At 63.7% G+C, this 19,380-nt stretch carries 12 protein-coding genes, 2 tRNA genes and 2 rRNA genes (1 of these 16 cut by a window edge); 7 read left to right on the forward strand and 9 right to left on the reverse strand.

The annotated features are described in order from the left end of the window. From QX135_RS10675 to QX135_RS10690, 4 genes are all read right to left on the reverse strand, one after another. Nucleotides 1–954 (reverse strand): 23S ribosomal RNA (locus QX135_RS10675); it reaches 1,891 nt to the left of the window's first position. 487 nt (nucleotides 955–1,441) lie between these two features. Then, nucleotides 1,442–1,517: transfer RNA gene (locus QX135_RS10680), tRNA-Ala, on the reverse strand. 157 nt (nucleotides 1,518–1,674) lie between these two features. Beyond that, nucleotides 1,675–1,751, reverse strand: a tRNA-Ile gene (locus QX135_RS10685). A gap of 237 nt (nucleotides 1,752–1,988) precedes the next feature. Further along, a 16S ribosomal RNA gene (locus QX135_RS10690) occupies nucleotides 1,989–3,477 on the reverse strand. The 16S and 23S rRNA genes sit together here with 2 tRNA genes alongside, the layout of an rRNA operon. 807 nt (nucleotides 3,478–4,284) lie before the next feature. On the opposite strand from QX135_RS10690, the gene QX135_RS10695 reads away from it, so the two are divergent. After that, nucleotides 4,285–6,348, forward strand: a complete 2,064-nt coding sequence (locus QX135_RS10695) for a M23 family metallopeptidase (RefSeq protein WP_315736252.1) — start codon at nucleotides 4,285–4,287, stop codon at nucleotides 6,346–6,348. A gap of 118 nt (nucleotides 6,349–6,466) precedes the next feature. On the opposite strand, the gene clpB is transcribed toward QX135_RS10695, so the two are convergent. After that, on the reverse strand, nucleotides 6,467–9,106 hold the full coding sequence (clpB, locus tag QX135_RS10700; RefSeq protein ID WP_315736251.1) for an ATP-dependent chaperone ClpB: 2,640 nt from the start codon (nucleotides 9,104–9,106) through the stop codon (nucleotides 6,467–6,469). 222 nt (nucleotides 9,107–9,328) lie between these two features. Here clpB and QX135_RS10705 point away from each other — a divergent pair, with 222 nt between their 5' ends. Then, a complete protein-coding gene (locus tag QX135_RS10705) occupies nucleotides 9,329–10,114 on the forward strand; it encodes an MOSC domain-containing protein (protein WP_316179611.1) in 786 nt (261 codons plus the stop codon). 205 nt (nucleotides 10,115–10,319) lie between these two features. Here the strand turns inward: QX135_RS10705 and QX135_RS10710 are convergent, their stop codons facing one another. After that, on the reverse strand, nucleotides 10,320–10,976 hold the full coding sequence (locus tag QX135_RS10710; RefSeq protein ID WP_410052040.1) for a TIGR02594 family protein: 657 nt from the start codon (nucleotides 10,974–10,976) through the stop codon (nucleotides 10,320–10,322). 256 nt (nucleotides 10,977–11,232) lie between these two features. Here QX135_RS10710 and QX135_RS10715 point away from each other — a divergent pair, with 256 nt between their 5' ends. After that, on the forward strand, nucleotides 11,233–12,096 hold the full coding sequence (locus QX135_RS10715; protein WP_316179607.1) for an alpha/beta hydrolase: 864 nt from the start codon (nucleotides 11,233–11,235) through the stop codon (nucleotides 12,094–12,096). A 389-nt stretch (nucleotides 12,097–12,485) separates the two neighbouring features. Here QX135_RS10715 and QX135_RS10720 read toward each other — a convergent pair whose 3' ends face one another. Beyond that, nucleotides 12,486–12,905: a secondary thiamine-phosphate synthase enzyme YjbQ gene (locus tag QX135_RS10720; protein ID WP_315795638.1), complete on the reverse strand. Its 420-nt coding sequence runs from the start codon at nucleotides 12,903–12,905 to the stop codon at nucleotides 12,486–12,488. Nucleotides 12,906–13,280: 375 nt separating this feature from the next. Here QX135_RS10720 and QX135_RS10725 point away from each other — a divergent pair, with 375 nt between their 5' ends. The 4 genes from QX135_RS10725 to QX135_RS10740 all read left to right on the forward strand — a co-directional run bounded on the left by QX135_RS10725 (nucleotide 13,281) and on the right by QX135_RS10740 (nucleotide 17,641). Then, nucleotides 13,281–14,012, forward strand: coding sequence for a BTAD domain-containing putative transcriptional regulator (locus tag QX135_RS10725; RefSeq protein WP_315755972.1), 732 nt, complete (start codon nucleotides 13,281–13,283; stop codon nucleotides 14,010–14,012). 191 nt (nucleotides 14,013–14,203) lie between these two features. Beyond that, the gene (locus tag QX135_RS10730; protein ID WP_316179602.1) at nucleotides 14,204–15,202 is read left to right on the forward strand and encodes a hypothetical protein; all 999 of its coding nucleotides are present in this window, start codon (nucleotides 14,204–14,206) and stop codon (nucleotides 15,200–15,202) included. A 113-nt stretch (nucleotides 15,203–15,315) separates the two neighbouring features. Continuing rightward, a complete protein-coding gene (locus tag QX135_RS10735; RefSeq protein ID WP_315736244.1) occupies nucleotides 15,316–15,546 on the forward strand; it encodes a hypothetical protein in 231 nt (76 codons plus the stop codon). A 52-nt stretch (nucleotides 15,547–15,598) separates the two neighbouring features. Further along, entirely contained in the window at nucleotides 15,599–17,641 is a 2,043-nt protein-coding gene (locus tag QX135_RS10740) for a S8 family serine peptidase (RefSeq protein WP_316179600.1), read from the forward strand. 669 nt (nucleotides 17,642–18,310) lie between these two features. Here QX135_RS10740 and QX135_RS10745 read toward each other — a convergent pair. After that, nucleotides 18,311–18,646 carry a GIY-YIG nuclease family protein gene (locus QX135_RS10745; RefSeq protein ID WP_316179598.1) on the reverse strand — a complete coding sequence of 112 codons (336 nt, stop codon included), beginning with the start codon at nucleotides 18,644–18,646 and terminating at the stop codon, nucleotides 18,311–18,313. Between the two features lie 65 nt (nucleotides 18,647–18,711). Beyond that, on the reverse strand, nucleotides 18,712–19,377 hold the full coding sequence (gene metW, locus QX135_RS10750; protein WP_315736241.1) for a methionine biosynthesis protein MetW: 666 nt from the start codon (nucleotides 19,375–19,377) through the stop codon (nucleotides 18,712–18,714). Nucleotides 19,378–19,380 lie beyond the last annotated feature (3 nt).

Genomic DNA, 19,380 nt, shown 5'->3' on the forward strand with positions numbered 1-19,380 from the left:
CAGTGCTCTACCCCCTGAGGTATTCGTCCGAGGCGATACCTAAATATCTTTCGCGGAGAACCAGCTATTTCCCAGTTTGATTGGCCTTTCACCCCTAACCACAAGTCATCGGAGCCTTTTTCAACAGGCACCCGTTCGGTCCTCCAGTGAGTGTTACCTCACCTTCAACCTGCTCATGGCTAGATCACTAGGTTTCGGGTCTAATACAACGAACTTGACGCCCTATTCAGACTCGCTTTCGCTACGCCTACGCCTATCGGCTTAAGCTTGCTCGTTAAATTAAGTCGCTGGCCCATAATACAAAAGGTACGACGTCACCCAGAACGCATCTTGGGCTCCGTCTGTTTGTAGGTGTCCGGTTTCAGGTCTATTTCACTCCCCTCGTCGGGGTGCTTTTCACCTTTCCCTCACGGTACTGGTTCACTATCGGTCGCTGAGGAGTACTTAGGCTTGGAGGGTGGTCCCCCCATGTTCAGACAGGATTTCACGTGTCCCGCCTTACTCGAGCATGAATGCTTGCATTACCCATACGGGGCTATCACCCTCTGAGGCCCTGCTTTCCTGACAGGTTCTGGTTGGCTTGCATTCATGACTGGCCTGGTCCGCGTTCGCTCGCCACTACTAGCGGAGTCTCGGTTGATGTCCTTTCCTCCAGGTACTTAGATGTTTCAGTTCCCTGGGTTCGCTTGAAACCTCCTATGGATTCAGAAGTCTCATACCTTCTCTTGATAACCGGAAATCCAAAACCTCACGGCTCGGGATCGTCACAGTCTCCTGATCGAACACCAAAACCCGGAGGTCTTGGAGTTCCGGCTATCGAAGGTGGGTTTCCCCATTCGGAAATCCGCGGATCAAAGCTTCTTCGCAGCTCCCCACGGCTTATCGCAGCGTAGCACGTCCTTCATCGCCTCTCAGCGCCAAGGCATCCACCGAACACCCTTAAGGCACTTGATTGCTCTCATTATCAATGTCCACACACTCGGCAGAATGTTCACCGCTCCCACAAGTCCCGAGGGACAAGCGTTGGAGCAGCGCGGACAATGATTAGAAAGACCAGCTTGCTTCTTAAGATCGAACCGATAGCCGTGCGGTCAAGCGCAGCTAACAGAGTCATTTACAACAGACCGGATGCTTCACAGCTTCCAGCCTGCGCCGAAATGACCCGGAGATAGTGAAGGCGTCGGTGCAAAGTCGAAACGCGGACCGCTTGCGCGGTGGCATTTCATTGCACGACCCTACTCGGATCGATCTCCTCTTCACGATGTCAGATAACACGCAGTCTTCTGTAATCCCGGTGAGGACCAGAAGATGCGAAGTGTTGTCTCGCGGACGAATTGTTTGTCGGTCAGGCGCAAAGTCCGCCTCCGCTCTTACGAGCTCCGGCGCGACAGCCTTCGCGATCAGATGGCTTGCCGAGCCGAAGCGCCGCAGGCGCGAAGGCTGGTGGAGCCTGTCGGGATCGAACCGACGACCTCATGCTTGCAAAGCACGCGCTCTCCCAGCTGAGCTAAGGCCCCATAACCGGAAAGACGAATGCCAAGCAGCGCGATCGTCGAGACGATTGGCCGGCCGAAGTTCGCGTTGACCAGTCCGCCTTCGCCCTTCGGGCTACGGCGCGACAGCCTTCGCGCATCTTCTGGCCTGCCGAGCCGAAGCGCCGGCAGGCGCGAAGGCTGGTGGGCCTGGGAAGACTTGAACTTCCGACCTCACGCTTATCAAGCGCGCGCTCTAACCAACTGAGCTACAAGCCCTAACGCTTGGGAGGCTCGAGAAGGTCAATCACCAGGCGCTACCAGCGCCATGATGATGCACAGCGCCAAGCCCCAGGCAGCGTGTTCGTCCGCGAAGAAAGAGAAACGAAGACGGCGAAATCCCGCCAATGGAGCTCACGCAAGACCTGGCGGTCTCGGTGGCCCCTGATGTTTCTAAAACAGCTCGATAGAAGCGACAGACCCGAAGATCTGACCTTGCTGAAGAGCCATCCTTAGAAAGGAGGTGATCCAGCCGCAGGTTCCCCTACGGCTACCTTGTTACGACTTCACCCCAGTCGCTGACCCTACCGTGGTCGGCTGCCTCCATTGCTGGTTAGCGCACCGCCTTCAGGTAAAGCCAACTCCCATGGTGTGACGGGCGGTGTGTACAAGGCCCGGGAACGTATTCACCGTGGCGTGCTGATCCACGATTACTAGCGATTCCAACTTCATGGGCTCGAGTTGCAGAGCCCAATCCGAACTGAGACGGCTTTTTGAGATTTGCGAAGGGTTGCCCCTTAGCTTCCCACTGTCACCGCCATTGTAGCACGTGTGTAGCCCAGCCCGTAAGGGCCATGAGGACTTGACGTCATCCCCACCTTCCTCGCGGCTTATCACCGGCAGTCTCCTTAGAGTGCTCAACTAAATGGTAGCAACTAAGGACGGGGGTTGCGCTCGTTGCGGGACTTAACCCAACATCTCACGACACGAGCTGACGACAGCCATGCAGCACCTGTGTTTCGGGCTCCGAAGAGAAGGTCACATCTCTGCGACCGGTCCCAAACATGTCAAGGGCTGGTAAGGTTCTGCGCGTTGCGTCGAATTAAACCACATGCTCCACCGCTTGTGCGGGCCCCCGTCAATTCCTTTGAGTTTTAATCTTGCGACCGTACTCCCCAGGCGGAATGCTTAAAGCGTTAGCTGCGCCACTGGTGAGTAAACCCACCAACGGCTGGCATTCATCGTTTACGGCGTGGACTACCAGGGTATCTAATCCTGTTTGCTCCCCACGCTTTCGTGCCTCAGCGTCAGTATCGGGCCAGTGAGCCGCCTTCGCCACTGGTGTTCTTGCGAATATCTACGAATTTCACCTCTACACTCGCAGTTCCACTCACCTCTCCCGAACTCAAGATCTTCAGTATCAAAGGCAGTTCTGGAGTTGAGCTCCAGGATTTCACCCCTGACTTAAAGACCCGCCTACGCACCCTTTACGCCCAGTGATTCCGAGCAACGCTAGCCCCCTTCGTATTACCGCGGCTGCTGGCACGAAGTTAGCCGGGGCTTATTCTTGCGGTACCGTCATTATCTTCCCGCACAAAAGAGCTTTACAACCCTAGGGCCTTCATCACTCACGCGGCATGGCTGGATCAGGGTTGCCCCCATTGTCCAATATTCCCCACTGCTGCCTCCCGTAGGAGTTTGGGCCGTGTCTCAGTCCCAATGTGGCTGATCATCCTCTCAGACCAGCTACTGATCGTCGCCTTGGTGGGCCATTACCCCACCAACTAGCTAATCAGACGCGGGCCGATCTTTCGGCGATAAATCTTTCCCCGTAAGGGCTTATCCGGTATTAGCACAAGTTTCCCTGTGTTGTTCCGAACCAAAAGGTACGTTCCCACGCGTTACTCACCCGTCTGCCGCTGACGTATTGCTACGCCCGCTCGACTTGCATGTGTTAAGCCTGCCGCCAGCGTTCGCTCTGAGCCAGGATCAAACTCTCAAGTTGAACTTGAAGCTTTGAACCGGCTGATCACAACGTTTGACGAGGTCCCACCAATCGATCTCCACGCTTCACAGCGCGAAAACCATGGTGTTACCTTTGAAACATTGTCCGCCGAAGTCTTCTCGTCCGATCCCAGAACCAAAAGCCGAAGCCTTCAATCCCGAGACCCGCAAGGACTCCGCCGTCCACGTTTCTCTTTCTTCATCTTCACTTGTCAAACAGCCCGGGACCTCAGTCCCACCCTCGAATGGAGGGGTCGCCCAACCTTTTCCGACGTCGATGAGCAACCGGGTTCTACCGGTTGTGCATCACTCAACAGAAGTGAGGAGCAATATTGGCGCGAATGCTCGCCTCGGTGTGTCCCGAAGCGGCGCCGCGCTCAGTGACCGTGCTTATAGGGGGGTCCGATCGGGGTGTCAACGCCCAATGTCAACAAATCGTCGCATCGAATCATTTTTTCCGGGACGGCCAGAGAACCCAGACTTCTTGCGGACTTCGTGCCCCACTTGGGCCACAATCCTGCGACGATTTGTTAAGCATCGACCTGGGTTGATTTGGGTCCAGCGGGGACCGCCATCGATTCAAGGATGATCCAGATCAAGGAAGTGGCGAGCCCTTCGCCTGACTCATACGGCCGAGACGACATCGAGAGATCCTGAAGAACAATAGCGGTTCGCGGATTCCGGCTTTCGGGCCAGAGAGTCTCGAACCGTCAGAAGCGCGCCATCATTCCGAGCCGTTTGTCTTGGACGTTAAGCCGACCGGCAGCTGAGTGATTTCGGCGCTGACTTTGAACTTGGGGGACGAAGGTTGAACCATCGGACGTCACGCGGGGGGTATGGACGCGAGGTCGGCATGATCGATCTCGGTCATGAGCCGCCGCTATCGGTCGATGGCTCCGAGGCCGCGGTGATCGATCGCCGCCGCGTCTCCGTGCAATGGTTCTCCGGTACGATTCTGACTGGTCTATGCGGCGCAGCCCTGATCGGCGGCGCCGTTTTTGCGTCGCTCGACGGCGAAATGACCTTCGCTCGCATGCCGGAGCGGATGGAGAGCGCGCTGCGCGGCGCCTTCGGCGCCAATGACCGCGTTGCCACCCTGCGCAAGAGCGATCGCCTGCCGCCGCCGAGCGAAGCGGCGGCGGCGCGCAATGTGGTGCGCATCTCGACCGTGACCCGCGCCGGATCGCGCGAGCTGATCCGGGTCCGTCCCTATGTCCGGATCTCGGGCAACCTGTCGATGACGACGAGCGATCTTTCCGCCAAGATCCCGCCGTTCAACGCCCAGCGCCTGCTGAGCGACACCGACAACGACAAGACCGGGTCCGGCGAGGATCCGAACAATCCGGAGGCCGTCGAGCCCGATGCCGAAGTCTCGTTCGTGACCAAGGATCTCGCCGCGGTGCTCCCCAAGGCGAAGATCGCGACCTCGGTGGCGCTCGACGAAATCGTCATGCGGGTTCGCGATGCGGCGAACTGGCGCGGCAACAATGGCGGCGTCCGCTACGCCTCGCTCGCCAATGCCGCCGCTGACGCGGCCGGTGCACAGGCCGTCCAAGGCGGCGACCTGAAACTGTCCTACGCCAATGACGGCACCTCGCCAGATCCTTACGCCGGCTTCGAGACCCGGGTGGTGCCGGAAAATGTCACCTTGCTCCCCAAGACCAAGGACCAGATCACCGGCGGCAATCCGCTCGGCGAGCGTGTCCACCTGGTCAAGAAGGGCGATACCGTCACCTCGATCCTGCGCGACCAGGGCGCGACGCCCGACGAGGCCAGGGCGATTGCCGCCCAGCTCGGCCCACGCGGCCGTGACGGCGGGCTGAAGGAAGGCGAGAAGCTCCGTATCCTGATGGCGCCGTCCGGCCCTGCCCCCGGCGCCCGGCTGCAGCCATTCCGGGTCATCATCGCCAACGACACCATGATCGAGGCGGTGGCCGCGCTGTCGGACCTCGGACGATACGTCGCCGTGGACGCGCAGAGCATGAACACGGTCACCGAGACCGCCGACAACACCAATGACGAGGAGGATGACGGCACCGGTGTCCGCCTCTATCAGAGCATCTACGAGACGGCGATGCGCAACAAGGTGCCCACGCCGGTCATCGAGGACATGGTCCGGATCTATTCCTACGACGTCGACTTCCAGCGCAAGGTGCAGCCGGGCGATTCGTTCGACGTCTTCTATGCCGGCGACGATGACGACAAGCCCGGCAACAACGACAAGACCGAGGTGCTGTTCGCTGCGCTGACGGTCGGCGGCGAGACCAAGAAATACTACCGGTTCCAGACCCCCGACGACAGCGTCGTCGACTATTACGACGAGACCGGGAAGAGCGCGAAGAAGTTCCTGGTGCGCAAGCCGGTCAACAACGCGATCATGCGCTCCGGCTTCGGCGGCCGCCGCCATCCGATCCTCGGCTATGTGAAGATGCACACCGGCGTCGACTGGGCCACCGCCTACGGCACCCCGATCTTCGCCTCCGGCAACGGCGTTCTCGAGAAGGTCGGCACCGAAGGCGGTTACGGCAAATACATCCGCATCAAGCACAACAACGGCTACGAGACGGCCTATGGCCACTTGTCGGCGTTTGCCAAGGGCATGGAGCCCGGCAAGCGCGTGCGCCAGGGCCAGGTCGTCGGTTTCGTCGGCTCGACCGGCATGTCGACCGGCCCGCACGTCCACTATGAGATCCTGGTCAACGGCCGCTTCGTCGACCCGATGCGCGTGAAGCTGCCGCGCGGCCGGTCGCTCGAAGGCCAGATCATGGCCAGCTTCGAGAAGGAGCGCGATCGCGTCGACCAGATGATGACCAGCCGCGGTGCCGGTGCCTCGCGCATCTCCGACGCCGGCCCGATCCAGGTCAGCCGCTAAAAGCCCGGCCTCGCCGGGCTGGCCCGTTCAACCCAAGGAAGTCTTTTTGCCGACGCAAGCGGCCCGCGCTGATCGCTCAGCGCGGGCCGCCTTTGCTTGCATTCGGCGCAGCGCCGCTTCAGTTCAGCTTGCGCTTCGGGATCGGCGCCTCGAACGTCGCGATCTCGGCGGTGCGATGCGCCTTGCCGTTGAAGGTCAGCACATTGCCTTCCGATGAGATGGCGACCTTGTCGCCGTCCTTGACATCGCCGGCGAGGATCATCTCGGCGAGCGGATCCTGCACGCTGCGCTGGATCACCCGCTTCAAGGGACGTGCGCCATAGGCCGGATCCCAGCCCTTGGCGGCGAGCCAGTCGCGCGCGTCGCCATCCAGCGACAAGGTGATCTTGCGCTCCTCCAGCAGCTTCTGGAGCCGTGTGAACTGGATCTCGACGATCCGCCCCATCTCGCTCTTCTGCAAGCGGTGGAACAGGATGATCTCGTCGACGCGGTTGAGGAACTCGGGCCGGAAATGCCCGCGCACCGTGCCCATCACCAGCTCGCGAACCTCCGACGTATCCTCGCCCTCCGGCTGATTGACCAGGAACTCGGAGCCGAGATTGCTGGTCATGATGATCAGCGTGTTGCGGAAGTCGACGGTGCGGCCCTGGCCGTCGGTCAGGCGGCCGTCGTCGAGCACCTGCAGCAGCACGTTGAAGACATCCGGATGCGCCTTCTCGATCTCGTCGAACAAGACGACCTGGTACGGCCGGCGCCGCACGGCCTCTGTCAGCGCTCCGCCCTCGTCATAGCCGACATAGCCGGGAGGCGCGCCGATCAGCCGCGACACCGAGTGCTTCTCCATGTACTCGGACATGTCGAGCCGGACCATCGCGGTCTCGTCGTTGAACAGATACTCGGCGAGCGCCTTGGTCAGCTCGGTCTTGCCGACACCGGTGGGGCCCAAGAACATGAACGAGCCCATCGGTCGGTTCGGGTCCTGCAGGCCGGCGCGCGAGCGCCGCACGGCGGTCGCGACCGCATGCACGGCCTCGAACTGGCCGACGACGCGCTTGCCGAGAGAATCCTCCATGCGCAGGAGCTTGTCCTTCTCGCCCTCGAGCATCTTGTCCACCGGCACGCCGGTCCAGCGCGAGACCACCTGCGCGATGTGGTTGGCGGTGACCGCCTCCTCCATCATCTCGCCAGCATTCTCCTTGGCCTCGATGTCGGCCAACTGCTTCTCCAGCTCCGGAATGCGGCCATAGGCGAGCTCACCCGCCTTCTGATACTCGCCGCGGCGCTGCGCGTTGGCGAGCTCGATGCGCAGACCGTCGAGCTCGCTCTTGAGCTTCTGCGCGTTCGACAGCTTGTCCTTCTCCGCGCTCCAGCGCGCAGTCAGGCCAGCCGACTTCTCCGAGAGATCGGCGAGCTCCTTTTCCAAGGTCAGCAGCCGGCTCTTGGACCCCGGATCGGTCTCCTTCTTCAGCGCTTCCTGCTCGATCTTGAGCCGGATGATCTCGCGATCCATCGAATCCAGCTCTTCCGGCTTGGAATCGACCTGCATCTTCAGCCGCGCGCCCGCCTCGTCCATCAGGTCGATGGCCTTGTCGGGCAGGAAGCGGTCGGTGATGTAGCGGTTCGACAGCGTCGCCGAGGCCACCAGCGCGGAATCGGTGATGCGCACGCCGTGATGCTGCTCGTATTTGTCCTTCAATCCGCGCAGGATCGAGATGGTGTCCTCGACCGTCGGCTCGGTGACGTAGACTGGCTGGAAGCGCCGCGCCAGCGCGGCGTCCTTCTCGACATGCTTCTGATACTCGTCGAGCGTGGTCGCGCCGATGCAGTGCAGCTCGCCGCGAGCGAGCGCGGGCTTCAGCAGGTTCGACGCATCCATCGCGCCGTCGGCCTTGCCGGCGCCGATCAGGGTATGCATCTCGTCGATGAACAGCACGAAGGTGCCTTCGGCCGACGTGACCTCCTGCAGCACGGCCTTCAGCCGCTCCTCGAACTCGCCGCGATATTTCGCGCCCGCGATCAGGGAGCCGAGATCGAGCGACAACAGCCGCTTGTCCTTCAGGCTCTCCGGCACGTCGCCATTGACGATGCGCAGCGCGAGGCCCTCGACGATCGCGGTCTTGCCGACGCCGGGCTCGCCGATCAGTACGGGATTGTTCTTGGTGCGCCGGGACAGAACTTGAATCGTACGGCGGATCTCCTCGTCGCGGCCGATCACCGGATCGAGCTTGCCGTCGCGCGCCGCCTGGGTCAGGTCGCGGGCATATTTCTTCAGCGCATCATACGCATTCTCGGCGGTCGCCGAGTCGGCGGTGCGGCCCTTGCGCAGGGATTCGATCGCCGCGTTGAGGTTCTGCGCGGTGACGCCGCCCTTGGCGAGGATGCCGCCTGCTTCGCTGTTCTTCTCCAGCGTCAGCCCGAGCAGCAGCCGCTCGACCGTGACAAAACTATCGCCGGCCTTCTCGGCCGCCTTCTCCGCCGCGTCGAAGGCGCGCGCCAGCTCGGGCGACAGATAGACCTGTCCGGCGCCGCTGCCCGACACCTTCGGCAGCTTGCCCAGCGCATCCTCGGTCGCTTTCAGGATCGCGCGCGAATTGCCGCCGGCGCGGTCGATGAGACCGCCCGCAAGTCCCTCGCCGTCGTCGAGCAGGACTTTCAGCAGATGCAGCGGCGAGAATTGCTGATGGCCGTCGCGCACGGCCAGCGATTGCGCCGATTGGATGAAGCCCCGGGCGCGCTCGGTATATTTTTCGATATTCATGATATTTCCCTCAGCCTGCTGTGACGCCCCGAAGGCACGATTTCAGCATCTTCATTGGGTTTCGGACCGCGCACGTTGACGTCCATCAACGCCGCACCCCTGACGTCGCCGGCTTGCGCCCGGCTTGAGCTGAAATGTGGGAAGGCGGGCCAAAAACGGAAGAGGCCGTTTCACAAATTCGTGTGCCCTGGCCGCGGCCATGGGAATCTCCTATGAGGCGGCATGAGCCAGACCCCTCCCGCGCGCATCGCCGGCCTGTACCGCTATCCGGTCAAGGGCCTTACCCCGGAACCATTGCAGACGGCACCTTTGCGGATCGGCCAGACCTTGCCGGCCGACCGCCGCTACGCCTTGGAGAACGGCCCCAGCGGGTTCGATCCGGACGCTCCGGTTTGGCGGCCGAAGACGGCGTATCTCATGCTGATGCGCAACGAGCGCCTCGCCGGCTTCAAGACCATCTTCGACGACGCAACGAATGTCCTCACCATCCGCAAGGACGACGCCGTCGTCGTGCAAGGCGATCTCGAGAGCCCCGAAGGCCGCGCGGCGATCGAGCGCTTTTTCGCAGGCGAGTTCGCCGACGAGCTGCGCGGGCCACCAAAGCTGCTGTCGGGCGGCGGCTACAGTTTCACGGACCTGGCGCGCAAGGTGGTCTCGATCATCAACCTCGCCTCTCTCGCCGAGCTCGAGAAGCTGGTCGGCGCTCCCGTGCATCCGCTGCGCTTCCGCGCCAACGTCTACGTCACCGGCTGGCCGGCCTGGCGCGAGACAGAGCTGTTAGGCGAAACGCTGTGCATCGGCGCGGCGCGGCTCAAGGTCGTCAAGGCCACGACCCGCTGCGCCGCCGTCAACGTCGACCCGGACACCGCCGCCCGAAACCTCGACATCCCGCCCGCGCTGATGACCCGGCGCGGCAACAATGAATGCGGCATCTATGCCGAGGTGATCGAAGCCGGTGATATCGCCGTTGGCGACGAACTCGCCGTGGAGCAGCCGCGGCTGGTGTAGTTCGAGCGCTGGCCGCATCGGCGGCGCGCCCCTCTCCCGCTTGCGGGGGAGGGTTGGGGGTGGGGGCCGCCCCACCCGAAAATCTTCGTGTGGAGGGACTTCCCCCACCCGCATCGCATCTTCGATGCGATGCGACCTCCCCCGCAAGCGGGGGAGGCGCACACCGAGCGAGCCTCGACGGCTCGATTCATTAGTTCGAGATTGGTCAGTTCGGCATCACATACGCATACACCCGGCCGCGCGACACCGCGGTCTCGCGCACGCGGTTGCCGTTGTTGCCGGAGATGACGATCGGGTTGCCCTGAGCATCGACGCCCGAGACCACGCCGACATGTCCGCCGCCACGGCGGCTCATGACCGCGATCGCGCCGACCTGCGGGCCGGAGACGCGCTGGCCATAGCTCGCGAACGAGCGCGCCATGTCGGAGCCGGTGCCGCGATGGCCGGTCCGCTCCAGCACCATGTTCATGAAACGGGCGCACCACAGGCTGCGCCGGCCGGTCGGGTTGCCGCTGCCGATGTAGCTGCGCGCCGCGGAGACGACGCTGCTGCCGCCGCCGAAGCCGCCGGACGACGCCATGCCGTCGGACGCCGTGCCCGGCATCATGACGCTGGCCTGCGCGTCGGCAATGCCGCTCACCTCCACCCGCGCCACGCCGCGCTCCCAGCGCGACAGCCGGGCGACGGAGCGCCAGTGGTGATGATGCCTCGCGTAGTGATGGCCGCCGTGGCTGCGGTGGGCATGATGCCCGGAGCCGTGATGCGGACGGGCCGAAGCCGGTGTTGCGGTGACGGCGACGACTGCCGAGCACATGGTCAACGCAACGATGTGAAGCGACCGGCGAAGGGTAGACACAACCATACTCAATCCTTCTGTTACTTCCCCCAGTACCTGACTTGGCACCCCCTGGTCCCTCAGCGCGGCCCCTCTGCAAGCCGCCAGCGGCGGTCCGTAAAATGTTGCGGTGTGACGAAACCATGACCATCGACGGCGAAAGGCTGGCGACGAGAGGGTGATTCCGAGTCTATGTCGCGGCGAAAACAAGGCACTGGCCCGACCATTGTCGCGTGTCGCGCGACTCGTCATCATGCAACACGTGACACGGGAGGAGCTGACGATGCCCCACGCAACGGCGAAAGACGGCGTTCGCCTCTATTTCGAAGAGGTCGGCGCGGGCACGCCGCTCATCTTCCTGCACGAGTTCGCCGCCGACCACACCAATTGGGAGCCGCAGTTGCGCTACTTCGCGCGGCGCCACCGCTGCATCGCCTACGCCGCGCGCGGCTACACGCCCTCGGACGTGCCGGCCGCGCCCGACGTCTACAGCTACGTGCACTTCTACACCGACGCGCTGGCGGTGCTGGACCATCTCGGCATCGCCAGCGCCCATTTCGTCGGCCTGTCGATGGGCTCCTATTCCTCGCTGCAGGTGGCGCTGAACGCGCCCGGGCGCATCCGCTCGATGGTGCTGGCCGGGGTCGGCTCAGGCTCCGACCTCACGCTGCTCGACGCTTTCCGCGCCCAGTGCCGCGCGACCGCCGAGCAGTTCGAGACCCTGGGCTCAGCCGAGACCGCCAAGGTGACGCGCGAGGCGCCCGGCCGCATTCCCTTCCTGGTCAAGGACCCGCGCGGCCACGCCGACTTCTACGCCGCCCTCGCCCGCCATGACGCGCGCGGCTCAGCCAACACCATGCGCGGTTTCCAGGGTGGCCGGCCCTCGATCTTTACAATGACCGACGCCATCCGCGGCGTGCCGACGCCGGCCCTCATCATCTGCGGCGACGAGGACGACGCCTGCATCGCGCCGAGCCTGTTCCTCAAGCAGCATCTGGCGGCCTCGGGCCTGACCTTCTTCCCCAAGTCCGGCCACGTGCTGAACCTGGAGGAGCCGGTGCTGTTCAACGAAGCGGTCGAGCGCTTCATCGCGCTGGTCGAGGCCGGGCGATGGGGGCCACGGGATCCGCGGTCGATGGCGGGATAGTTGCGCAGCCGAAGCGTTGCCGCTTTGCTCGACACGCAAGGCGCAGCGGGCCAGGCTGCTTCGAGCCGGCTTTGCCCATTCCAGCGACGATCACGTCCAGCACGAATCGGACTCTGCCGTGACGATCAGGCCAAGCGCGCGCGGCGCGGCGATCCAGTGTTGCGAGATGGCAGTGGGATCGCCCGAGAGGCCACGACGTACTGGATGCCAGCCTGCGCGGGCATGACAGCTGAGGCTACGGCTACCTCCTCCGTCATCGCGAGCGCCAGCGAAGCGATCCAGGGCTACGCAGACAAGCTACCGTCGTGGCCCTGGATTGCTTCGTCGCTTGCGCTCCTCGCAATGACGGCCTGTTCGAGCAAGCCCTGCCAATGTCGCGACGGACTCGCCTACTCGCCGATGATCTTGATCAGCACGCGCTTGCGCCGCCCGCCATCGAACTCGCCGTAGAAGATCTGCTCCCACGGACCGAAATCGAGCTTGCCGCCGGTGATCGCGACCACGACCTCGCGGCCCATGATCTGGCGCTTCATGTGGGCGTCGGCATTGTCCTCGCCGGTCCGGTTGTGGCGATAGCCCGCCACCGGCTCGTGCGGCGCCAGCTTCTCCAGCCATTGCTCGTAGTCGAAATGCAGCCCGCTCTCGTCGTCATTGATGAAGACCGACGCGGTGATGTGCATGGCGTTGACCAGCACGAGTCCCTCGCGCACCCCGCTCTCCTTCAGCGCCGCCTCGACATCATCCGTGATGTTGATGAAGGCGCGACGGCCCGGTGTCTGGAACCAAAGTTCCTTGCGGAACGATCTCATCGGAACAATCCCGTGCTTCATCACCATGGCCAGAGGATACCGCAACGCGCGTGTCCGTCCTCGAGTGTGCCGTAGCTCACAGCGTGCGGTTCCGGCTGCGCGCAGACTGGACCCGATGGAGTGCATACTGCAAGCTCAGCCGGCTCGGTGTCGCTTCGTCATACAATCCAAGATTGAACCGAACGTTGCTCGGACAGACTTAACTGCATTGCCGATCTCATTTCGACGATGACAACGACAGCGTGGCGGCTCGCCCTTCGGCGACGACTGTGCAGACCTGATCCGGCTGCAGCCGCTCATTCTCATCGCACGAGAAGCTCGACTTCTGCAGGCTGACGCCGATCGCAGCGAGTCGCCATTCAGAGGAGAGAGACAATGAGTCTGCTGCGTATCAATCTCTTTGGCGGTCTTGAAATCAAACGCGTCTCCGGCGAGCAGGTCGTCATCCCAAGCCGCAAGGCTGCAACGCTCCTGGGCTATCTCGCCCTTACCTCTCCGCACGGCATTTCACGCAGCAAGCTTGCCGCACTCCTGTGGGAAGGCCGCTTCGGCGACAACGCGCGCGCAAACCTTCGCCAGGCCCTGTTGACGCTGCGCCGGGTGCTGCCGCAATGCGCCGACGTCATTTCGGCGGAACGGGACGACATCCGCATCCATCCGAACGCCGTCAGCACCGACGTGCAGGAGTTCGAGCTGCTGCTGCAGCTCGGCGATCTGGAAACCATGGCCCGCGCCGCCGCGCTGTTCCGGGGCGAGTTGCTCGACGGCATCAGCTCGACGTCCTGCGCGTTCGAGGCATGGCTCTCCGCCGAGCGTCAACGACTGAAGACGCGAGCGATACGGGCCATCGCGGGCCTGCTGGACGTCGGCGGCCCGGAACATGTGGAGATCGCCAAGACCTTCTCGTTGCGCGTGCTGGCCGCCGATCCGCTGCAGGAGGACGTCCACCGCACCCTGATGCGCTGCTACGCACAGCAGGGTCGCCGCGCCGACGCCCTGCGTCAATATGACTTCTGCCGCACCGTCCTGCGCAAGCAGGTCGGTGCCACACCGGAGAGCGAAACCGAAACCCTGCAACGCGAAATCAGGCGCATGCTTCGCGTCTGACGATCCGCGCGACCCTTGCTCCATGCGTGCCTCACATGATCGATTTTGACGGCACTTTCACGCCCCGCTTGACACTTGCATCACGGCCACACGCGCAACATCGCCCTCGATCGACGTCGCGCAGCAACTACTCCTGATGAGGTCAAGCGGCGCGTCGCTCAGAGGTCAGATAACGAGCGAGGAGGCTCAACATGAGTGGCATGCAGCAATCGACTGAGGACTTTGGTCAACTGAATCCCGAAGGGATCTTCGGCTCCGTTCTCGGCAGGTTCGCCGGACAAGCGATCGGACGCCTGATCGGCGGCAAGACCGGCCGGGACTTCGGCGGCGCCATCGGCGGAATCGCGGGCGGGTTCGCGCCGTTCTCCGTCGGCCCCGGCACCGAGCAGCCGTCGGAGATGGAGTTGCAGGGCTTCTGGAGCGTGCTCAAGAAGATCGGACAGGGTGTCCAGACCGGCCTCAATGTCGGCCACAACCTCGGCATCTTCAGCACCGATCCGCAGGCCGCCGCCGCGGCGCAGCCGACCGACATGGAGCTGCAGGGCTTCTGGAGCGTGCTCAAGAAGATCGGACAGGGCGCCCAGACCGGCCTCAACGTCGGCCACAACCTCGGCATCTTCAGCGTCGGTCCGCAAGCCGCCACCGCCGCGGCACAGCCGACCGACATGGAGCTGCAGGGCTTCTGGAGCGTGCTCAAGAAGATCGGTCAGGGCGTCCAGACCGGCATCAATGTCGGCCACAACCTCGGCATCTTCAGCACCGGTCCGCAAGCCGCCACCGCCGCGGCGCAGCCGACCGACATGGAACTGCAGGGCTTCTGGAGCGTGCTCAAGAAGATCGGTCAGGGCGTCCAGACCGGCCTCGATGTCGGCCACAACCTCGGCATCTTCAGCACCGGTCCGCAAGCCGCTGCGGCGGCGCAGCCGACCGACATGGAGCTGCAGAGCTTCTGGAGCGTGCTCAAGAAGATCGGCCAGGGCGTCCAGACCGGCCTCGACGTCGGCCACAATCTCGGCATCTTCAGCGCCGGCCAGCCGGGCCAGCAGGCCGCGGCGCAGCCGACCGACATGGAGCTGCAGGGCTTCTGGAGCGTGCTGAAGAAGATCGGACAGGGCGCGCAGACCGGCCTCAACATCGGGCACACGCTCGGCATCTTCAGCACCGGCCAGCCCACCGGCACGATGCACTAGGACGACCGATTGGAAGCAACGACCCGCGACATCGCAACGCGGGTCCAAGAGAGTGAAGCGGTGGGCGCACGAAAAGTCCGCCCACCGCCGACCTGACATGGAGGGAACGACGCATGGCGGATCCGAACTCAGAACAGGAATTCATCGTGCAAGGCGAGCCGGTCAAGTCCGGCCAGCTCGCTGATCACTTGAGCCGCGAGCCCAGCGTGAAACGCGTCGGTCAGGTCGCACCTGACGTCGTCATCCTGTCGATGACGAAGAGCCAGGCCGATCGCCTCCGATCGACTTTCAGCACGATCGTGGTGGAGCCGAACGCTCCGCTGAAACCCTTTGGCGCCGGCTGACTTCAGCGGCGCCTCCCGACGATGTCACGAGCGAGGATGAAGGAGCCCGCAAATGGCCGCACGAAGCAAGCCTGAAATCTCGGATCAGAAGGATGCGGCCGGCTCGGCCGTCAACGGCACCGGAGCACAACCCGGAGCGGCGCAGCCGTCAGCCGAGGCCGCTGCCGCACCGCAGGCCGCAGCACGGGTGACCGCCGCATCAGCCCCAGCCGCACAAGGGATCAGCCGCAGCGACGGCGGCACGGCGGCGCCAGCAACGGGTCAACCCGGCGCAACGATCTCGCAACGGCGGGCGCAGTACATTCTGGCACCGCGCCAGCAGATGGGGCTTGGGACCTTCAGCGCCGACTTCATCGTCCAGCAACTGACAAACAGCCCCGACATCGACGTGGTGAAGACAATTCAGCCGCCGCGCCTGCTCGGATTTCAGAGCGCCGACCCGGGACAAGCACCGCTCGGCCCGATGGTGCTGGCCCGAATGGCGCCCGACAAGGCCGAATTGCTGAAGGCCCAGGCCGGAGCACGGCTCGCGGTCGAGCGCGATGCGCCGCTCACCTACATGCTCGATCCGAGCGTCCCCCAGATGCCGGCGCCGCATCAGCTTCCCAATCCCGGCGTTCTCATTCCCTTGGCCGACGGGTTCTCGACGACGATCGAAGTGGTCGGCGAGAGCGGCCCGCTGGCGGAGGTGGAAGTGTACGTGTTCGGCAGCGTGTGGCCGGTTCAGGGCGTCACCGACGCCAGCGGCCGCGTCACGCTCAAGATTCAGGGCGAGACGCCCGACACCATCCGCTCGATCCTGATCAAGCCGCGAGTCGATTACTGGACCTTCTGGCTCGATCGTCCGCAACTGACCCCCGACAGCGTGAACCGCATCGCCGCGAAGACGCTCGGCGCCTATCTGCGCGGATTTCCCGGCCAGCAATTGCTGGGTTGGGGCCAGCGCGCGATGGGCCTCGATCGCCTGCCCCTCGCCTATAACGGCGCGGGAGTGAAGATTGCGGTGATCGATTCCGGCGCCGCGCCGACGCATCGCAATCTGCACGGCGTTACGATCGGCAAGAGCATCGTCGGCAATGATCCCGCGAGTTGGACCGTCGATACCATCGGTCACGGCTCGCATTGCGCCGGGATCATCGCCGGCGGACCGATCGGCTCCGGCGGCGGCATTCGCGGCTTCGCTCCGGCGGCCGAAATCCATGTCTGCCGGATCTTCCCGGGCGGCCGGTTCAGCGATCTCGTCTCGGCGCTCGACTACTGCATGGAGAATGGCATCGACGTCGCCAACATGAGTCTGGGCGGCGGCGAGCCGTCGCAGATCATCGAGGAGCGGATCTTGCGGGCCAAGCAGATGGGCCTTGCCTGTATCGTCGCCGCGGGAAACTCGTCGGGGCCGGTCCAGTTTCCGGGCTCGACGCCGCATTGCCTGGCGGTCGCCGCGATGGGCAAATGGGGCGAGTTTCCCGAGGACAGCTTCCACGCCCAGCAGGGGTTGGACGGCTTCCGGAGCGCCGACGGATATTTTCCGGCGAAGTTCAGTTGCTTCGGGCCGGAGATCGACGTCTGCGCGCCGGGCGTCGGCATCGTGTCCTCGCTGCCGGCGGATGGCTTCGGGGCCTGGGACGGCACCTCGATGGCGACGCCGCACGTCACCGGCCTCGCCGCGCTCGTGCTGGCGCATCATCCCGACTTCAAGGGCCAGTTCGCGACACGCGACGCGCGGCGTGTGGAGCGGCTGTTCCAGATCCTGAAGGAGACATCGACGCCGCTGCAGTTCGGCGATCCCAACCGTTCGGGAGCCGGACTGCCGAACGCGATGCGCGCACTCGGCCTGGAAGCGGGCGTGGCCTCCGCGCCCACGGCCGATCCCTCGCTCGACGTTCTCCGTCGCCTGCTGGGACTGGCGCGCGGCGAGGCGCAGAGCGGCGCGACGTCTCCGACGCTGGTGCCGCAGGCGCCCAATGGCAAGCTCAACGGAGCCGGTTCGGTTGCCAGGGGCCCGGCAACGACGACCAGCGAGTGGTCCAGCCCGGCGGTCGGTGATCCCAGTCCGGCGCAGATCCGCGACATCATGCACAAGGTCGGCTTGCTGTAGATCACGGGGCAAGCCGTAGGAACGGCATCAGACGTTGCACGACGGGCAGTTTGCGCATGAGCCTCATGCACGGACTGCCCGTCGTGTTAGTTTGTCGCACGATCGCGGCTTGCGTCGTCGGCCAAATCAAGCGCAGATTTCCGCCCGTCCCGCCTCACTGCAAGAGGGGCGTATCGCGGTCGTCACGAACGCTGAGGTGGGATGCGGTGGGCGTGTCGGATTGCGCGTGGGGCTTCCTCGCGCGGACGAGCAATTCCGGCACGCACGGTCAAGTCGCGCGGTCCTGATACCCCGATGCTGGTATCCAGCGCGATGCGCGCAAGCGCATTGCGCGACACGGTGGCCAAAAAGCCCGGCGCACCGAGGAGAATGCGAAGCAGCCGTTCAACCATCGCGCAGGGAAGGCCGGGTGTTCCGGCTCGTACCTGTGGTTCCTGCCGCCTGCATTTTTTCCGCAGGCGGGCCATGGGTGCGGCCAGCATCCGGCCTTCCCTGCGCCTCTTCGCTATCGGAGGCGATGCATGACGCATAGCTCGGGCGCGAAGGTGCCGCGGGGATGCGCAGCCTTGTCTCAACCGCCATCGGCTCTTTGAAAAGTGAAATCCCGCCACCCCAAGCTCGTCATGGCCGGGCTTGTCCCGGCCATCCACGTCCGTCCTCGTGCGCGCCTCAAGCTGTGATCCTATCGTAGAGATCATCCCAGCTGGGATTGCTCGCAAGGATCATTCCAACCTTCCAGGCGCGCGACCAATGCGTGATGTTGTGCTCCCGTTGGATCGCGCTCTGAATGTCGTCGAAGACTTCAAAGTACACCAATCGCGTCAAGCCATACCGCCTGGTGAAGCCATCAACCAAGCCGGATCGATGCTGAAAGACACGGCGCACGAGATCGCTGGTCACGCCGACATAGAGCGCACCGTTGGGACGATTAGTCATGAAGTACACGTAGCCGCCCGCCATCTCGCCATACTGCAAGACGTGGATGGCCGGGACAAGCCCGGCCATGACGGCCGAGAGAGCGGGCCACAAACTTCAACAAGGCCCCGGGGCTGCGGTCGCCCCCCGTCTCCCTACCGCCCCTTCTCCGCCCTGCTCAGAAGAAACACCCCCTGCTCGCCGAACATGTTCCAGAACCACCAGGGCATGGCGACACGCAAGGGGCGGCCGTAACTATCAAGTGCGACGGCGCGCTCCATCTTGACGCCGATCTCGTCGCAGAGCTGCACGAAGTCCTTGATGGTGCAGAAATGGATGTTCGGCGTGTCGTACCAGGTGAAAGGCAGATTGTCGGTGCGCGGCATGTGGCCGCCGACCAGCAGCTGCAGCCGCAGCCGCCAGAAGCCGAAATTCGGGAAGGTGACGATGGCACGGCGGCCGATGCGCAGGAGATTTTCCAGCACCGTCTTGGGCCGCCGCGTCGCTTGCAGGGTCTGCGACAGGACCACGTAGTCGAACGCATCGTCGGGATAATCGACGAGATCGGTGTCAGCATCGCCCTGCACCACCGCGAGGCCCTTGGCGACACAATGGTTGACGCCCTCGCGCGACAGCTCGATGCCGCGGCCGTCGATGCCGCGGCTCTCGAGCAGCTGCAGCAGGTCACCGTCGCCGCAGCCGATGTCGAGCACCTTGGAGCCGCTCTCGACCATGCCGGCGATCAGGAGATGATCGGGCCGATAGGCCAGCACCTCGCCGCCGGAGAATCCGTTCAGCGGCAGCACACCCTGCATGCTCATGTC

Origin of the sequence: Bradyrhizobium sp. SZCCHNR1098 (genome assembly GCF_032489375.1) — a bacterium.
Taxonomy (GTDB): Bacteria; Pseudomonadota; Alphaproteobacteria; order Rhizobiales; family Xanthobacteraceae; genus Bradyrhizobium.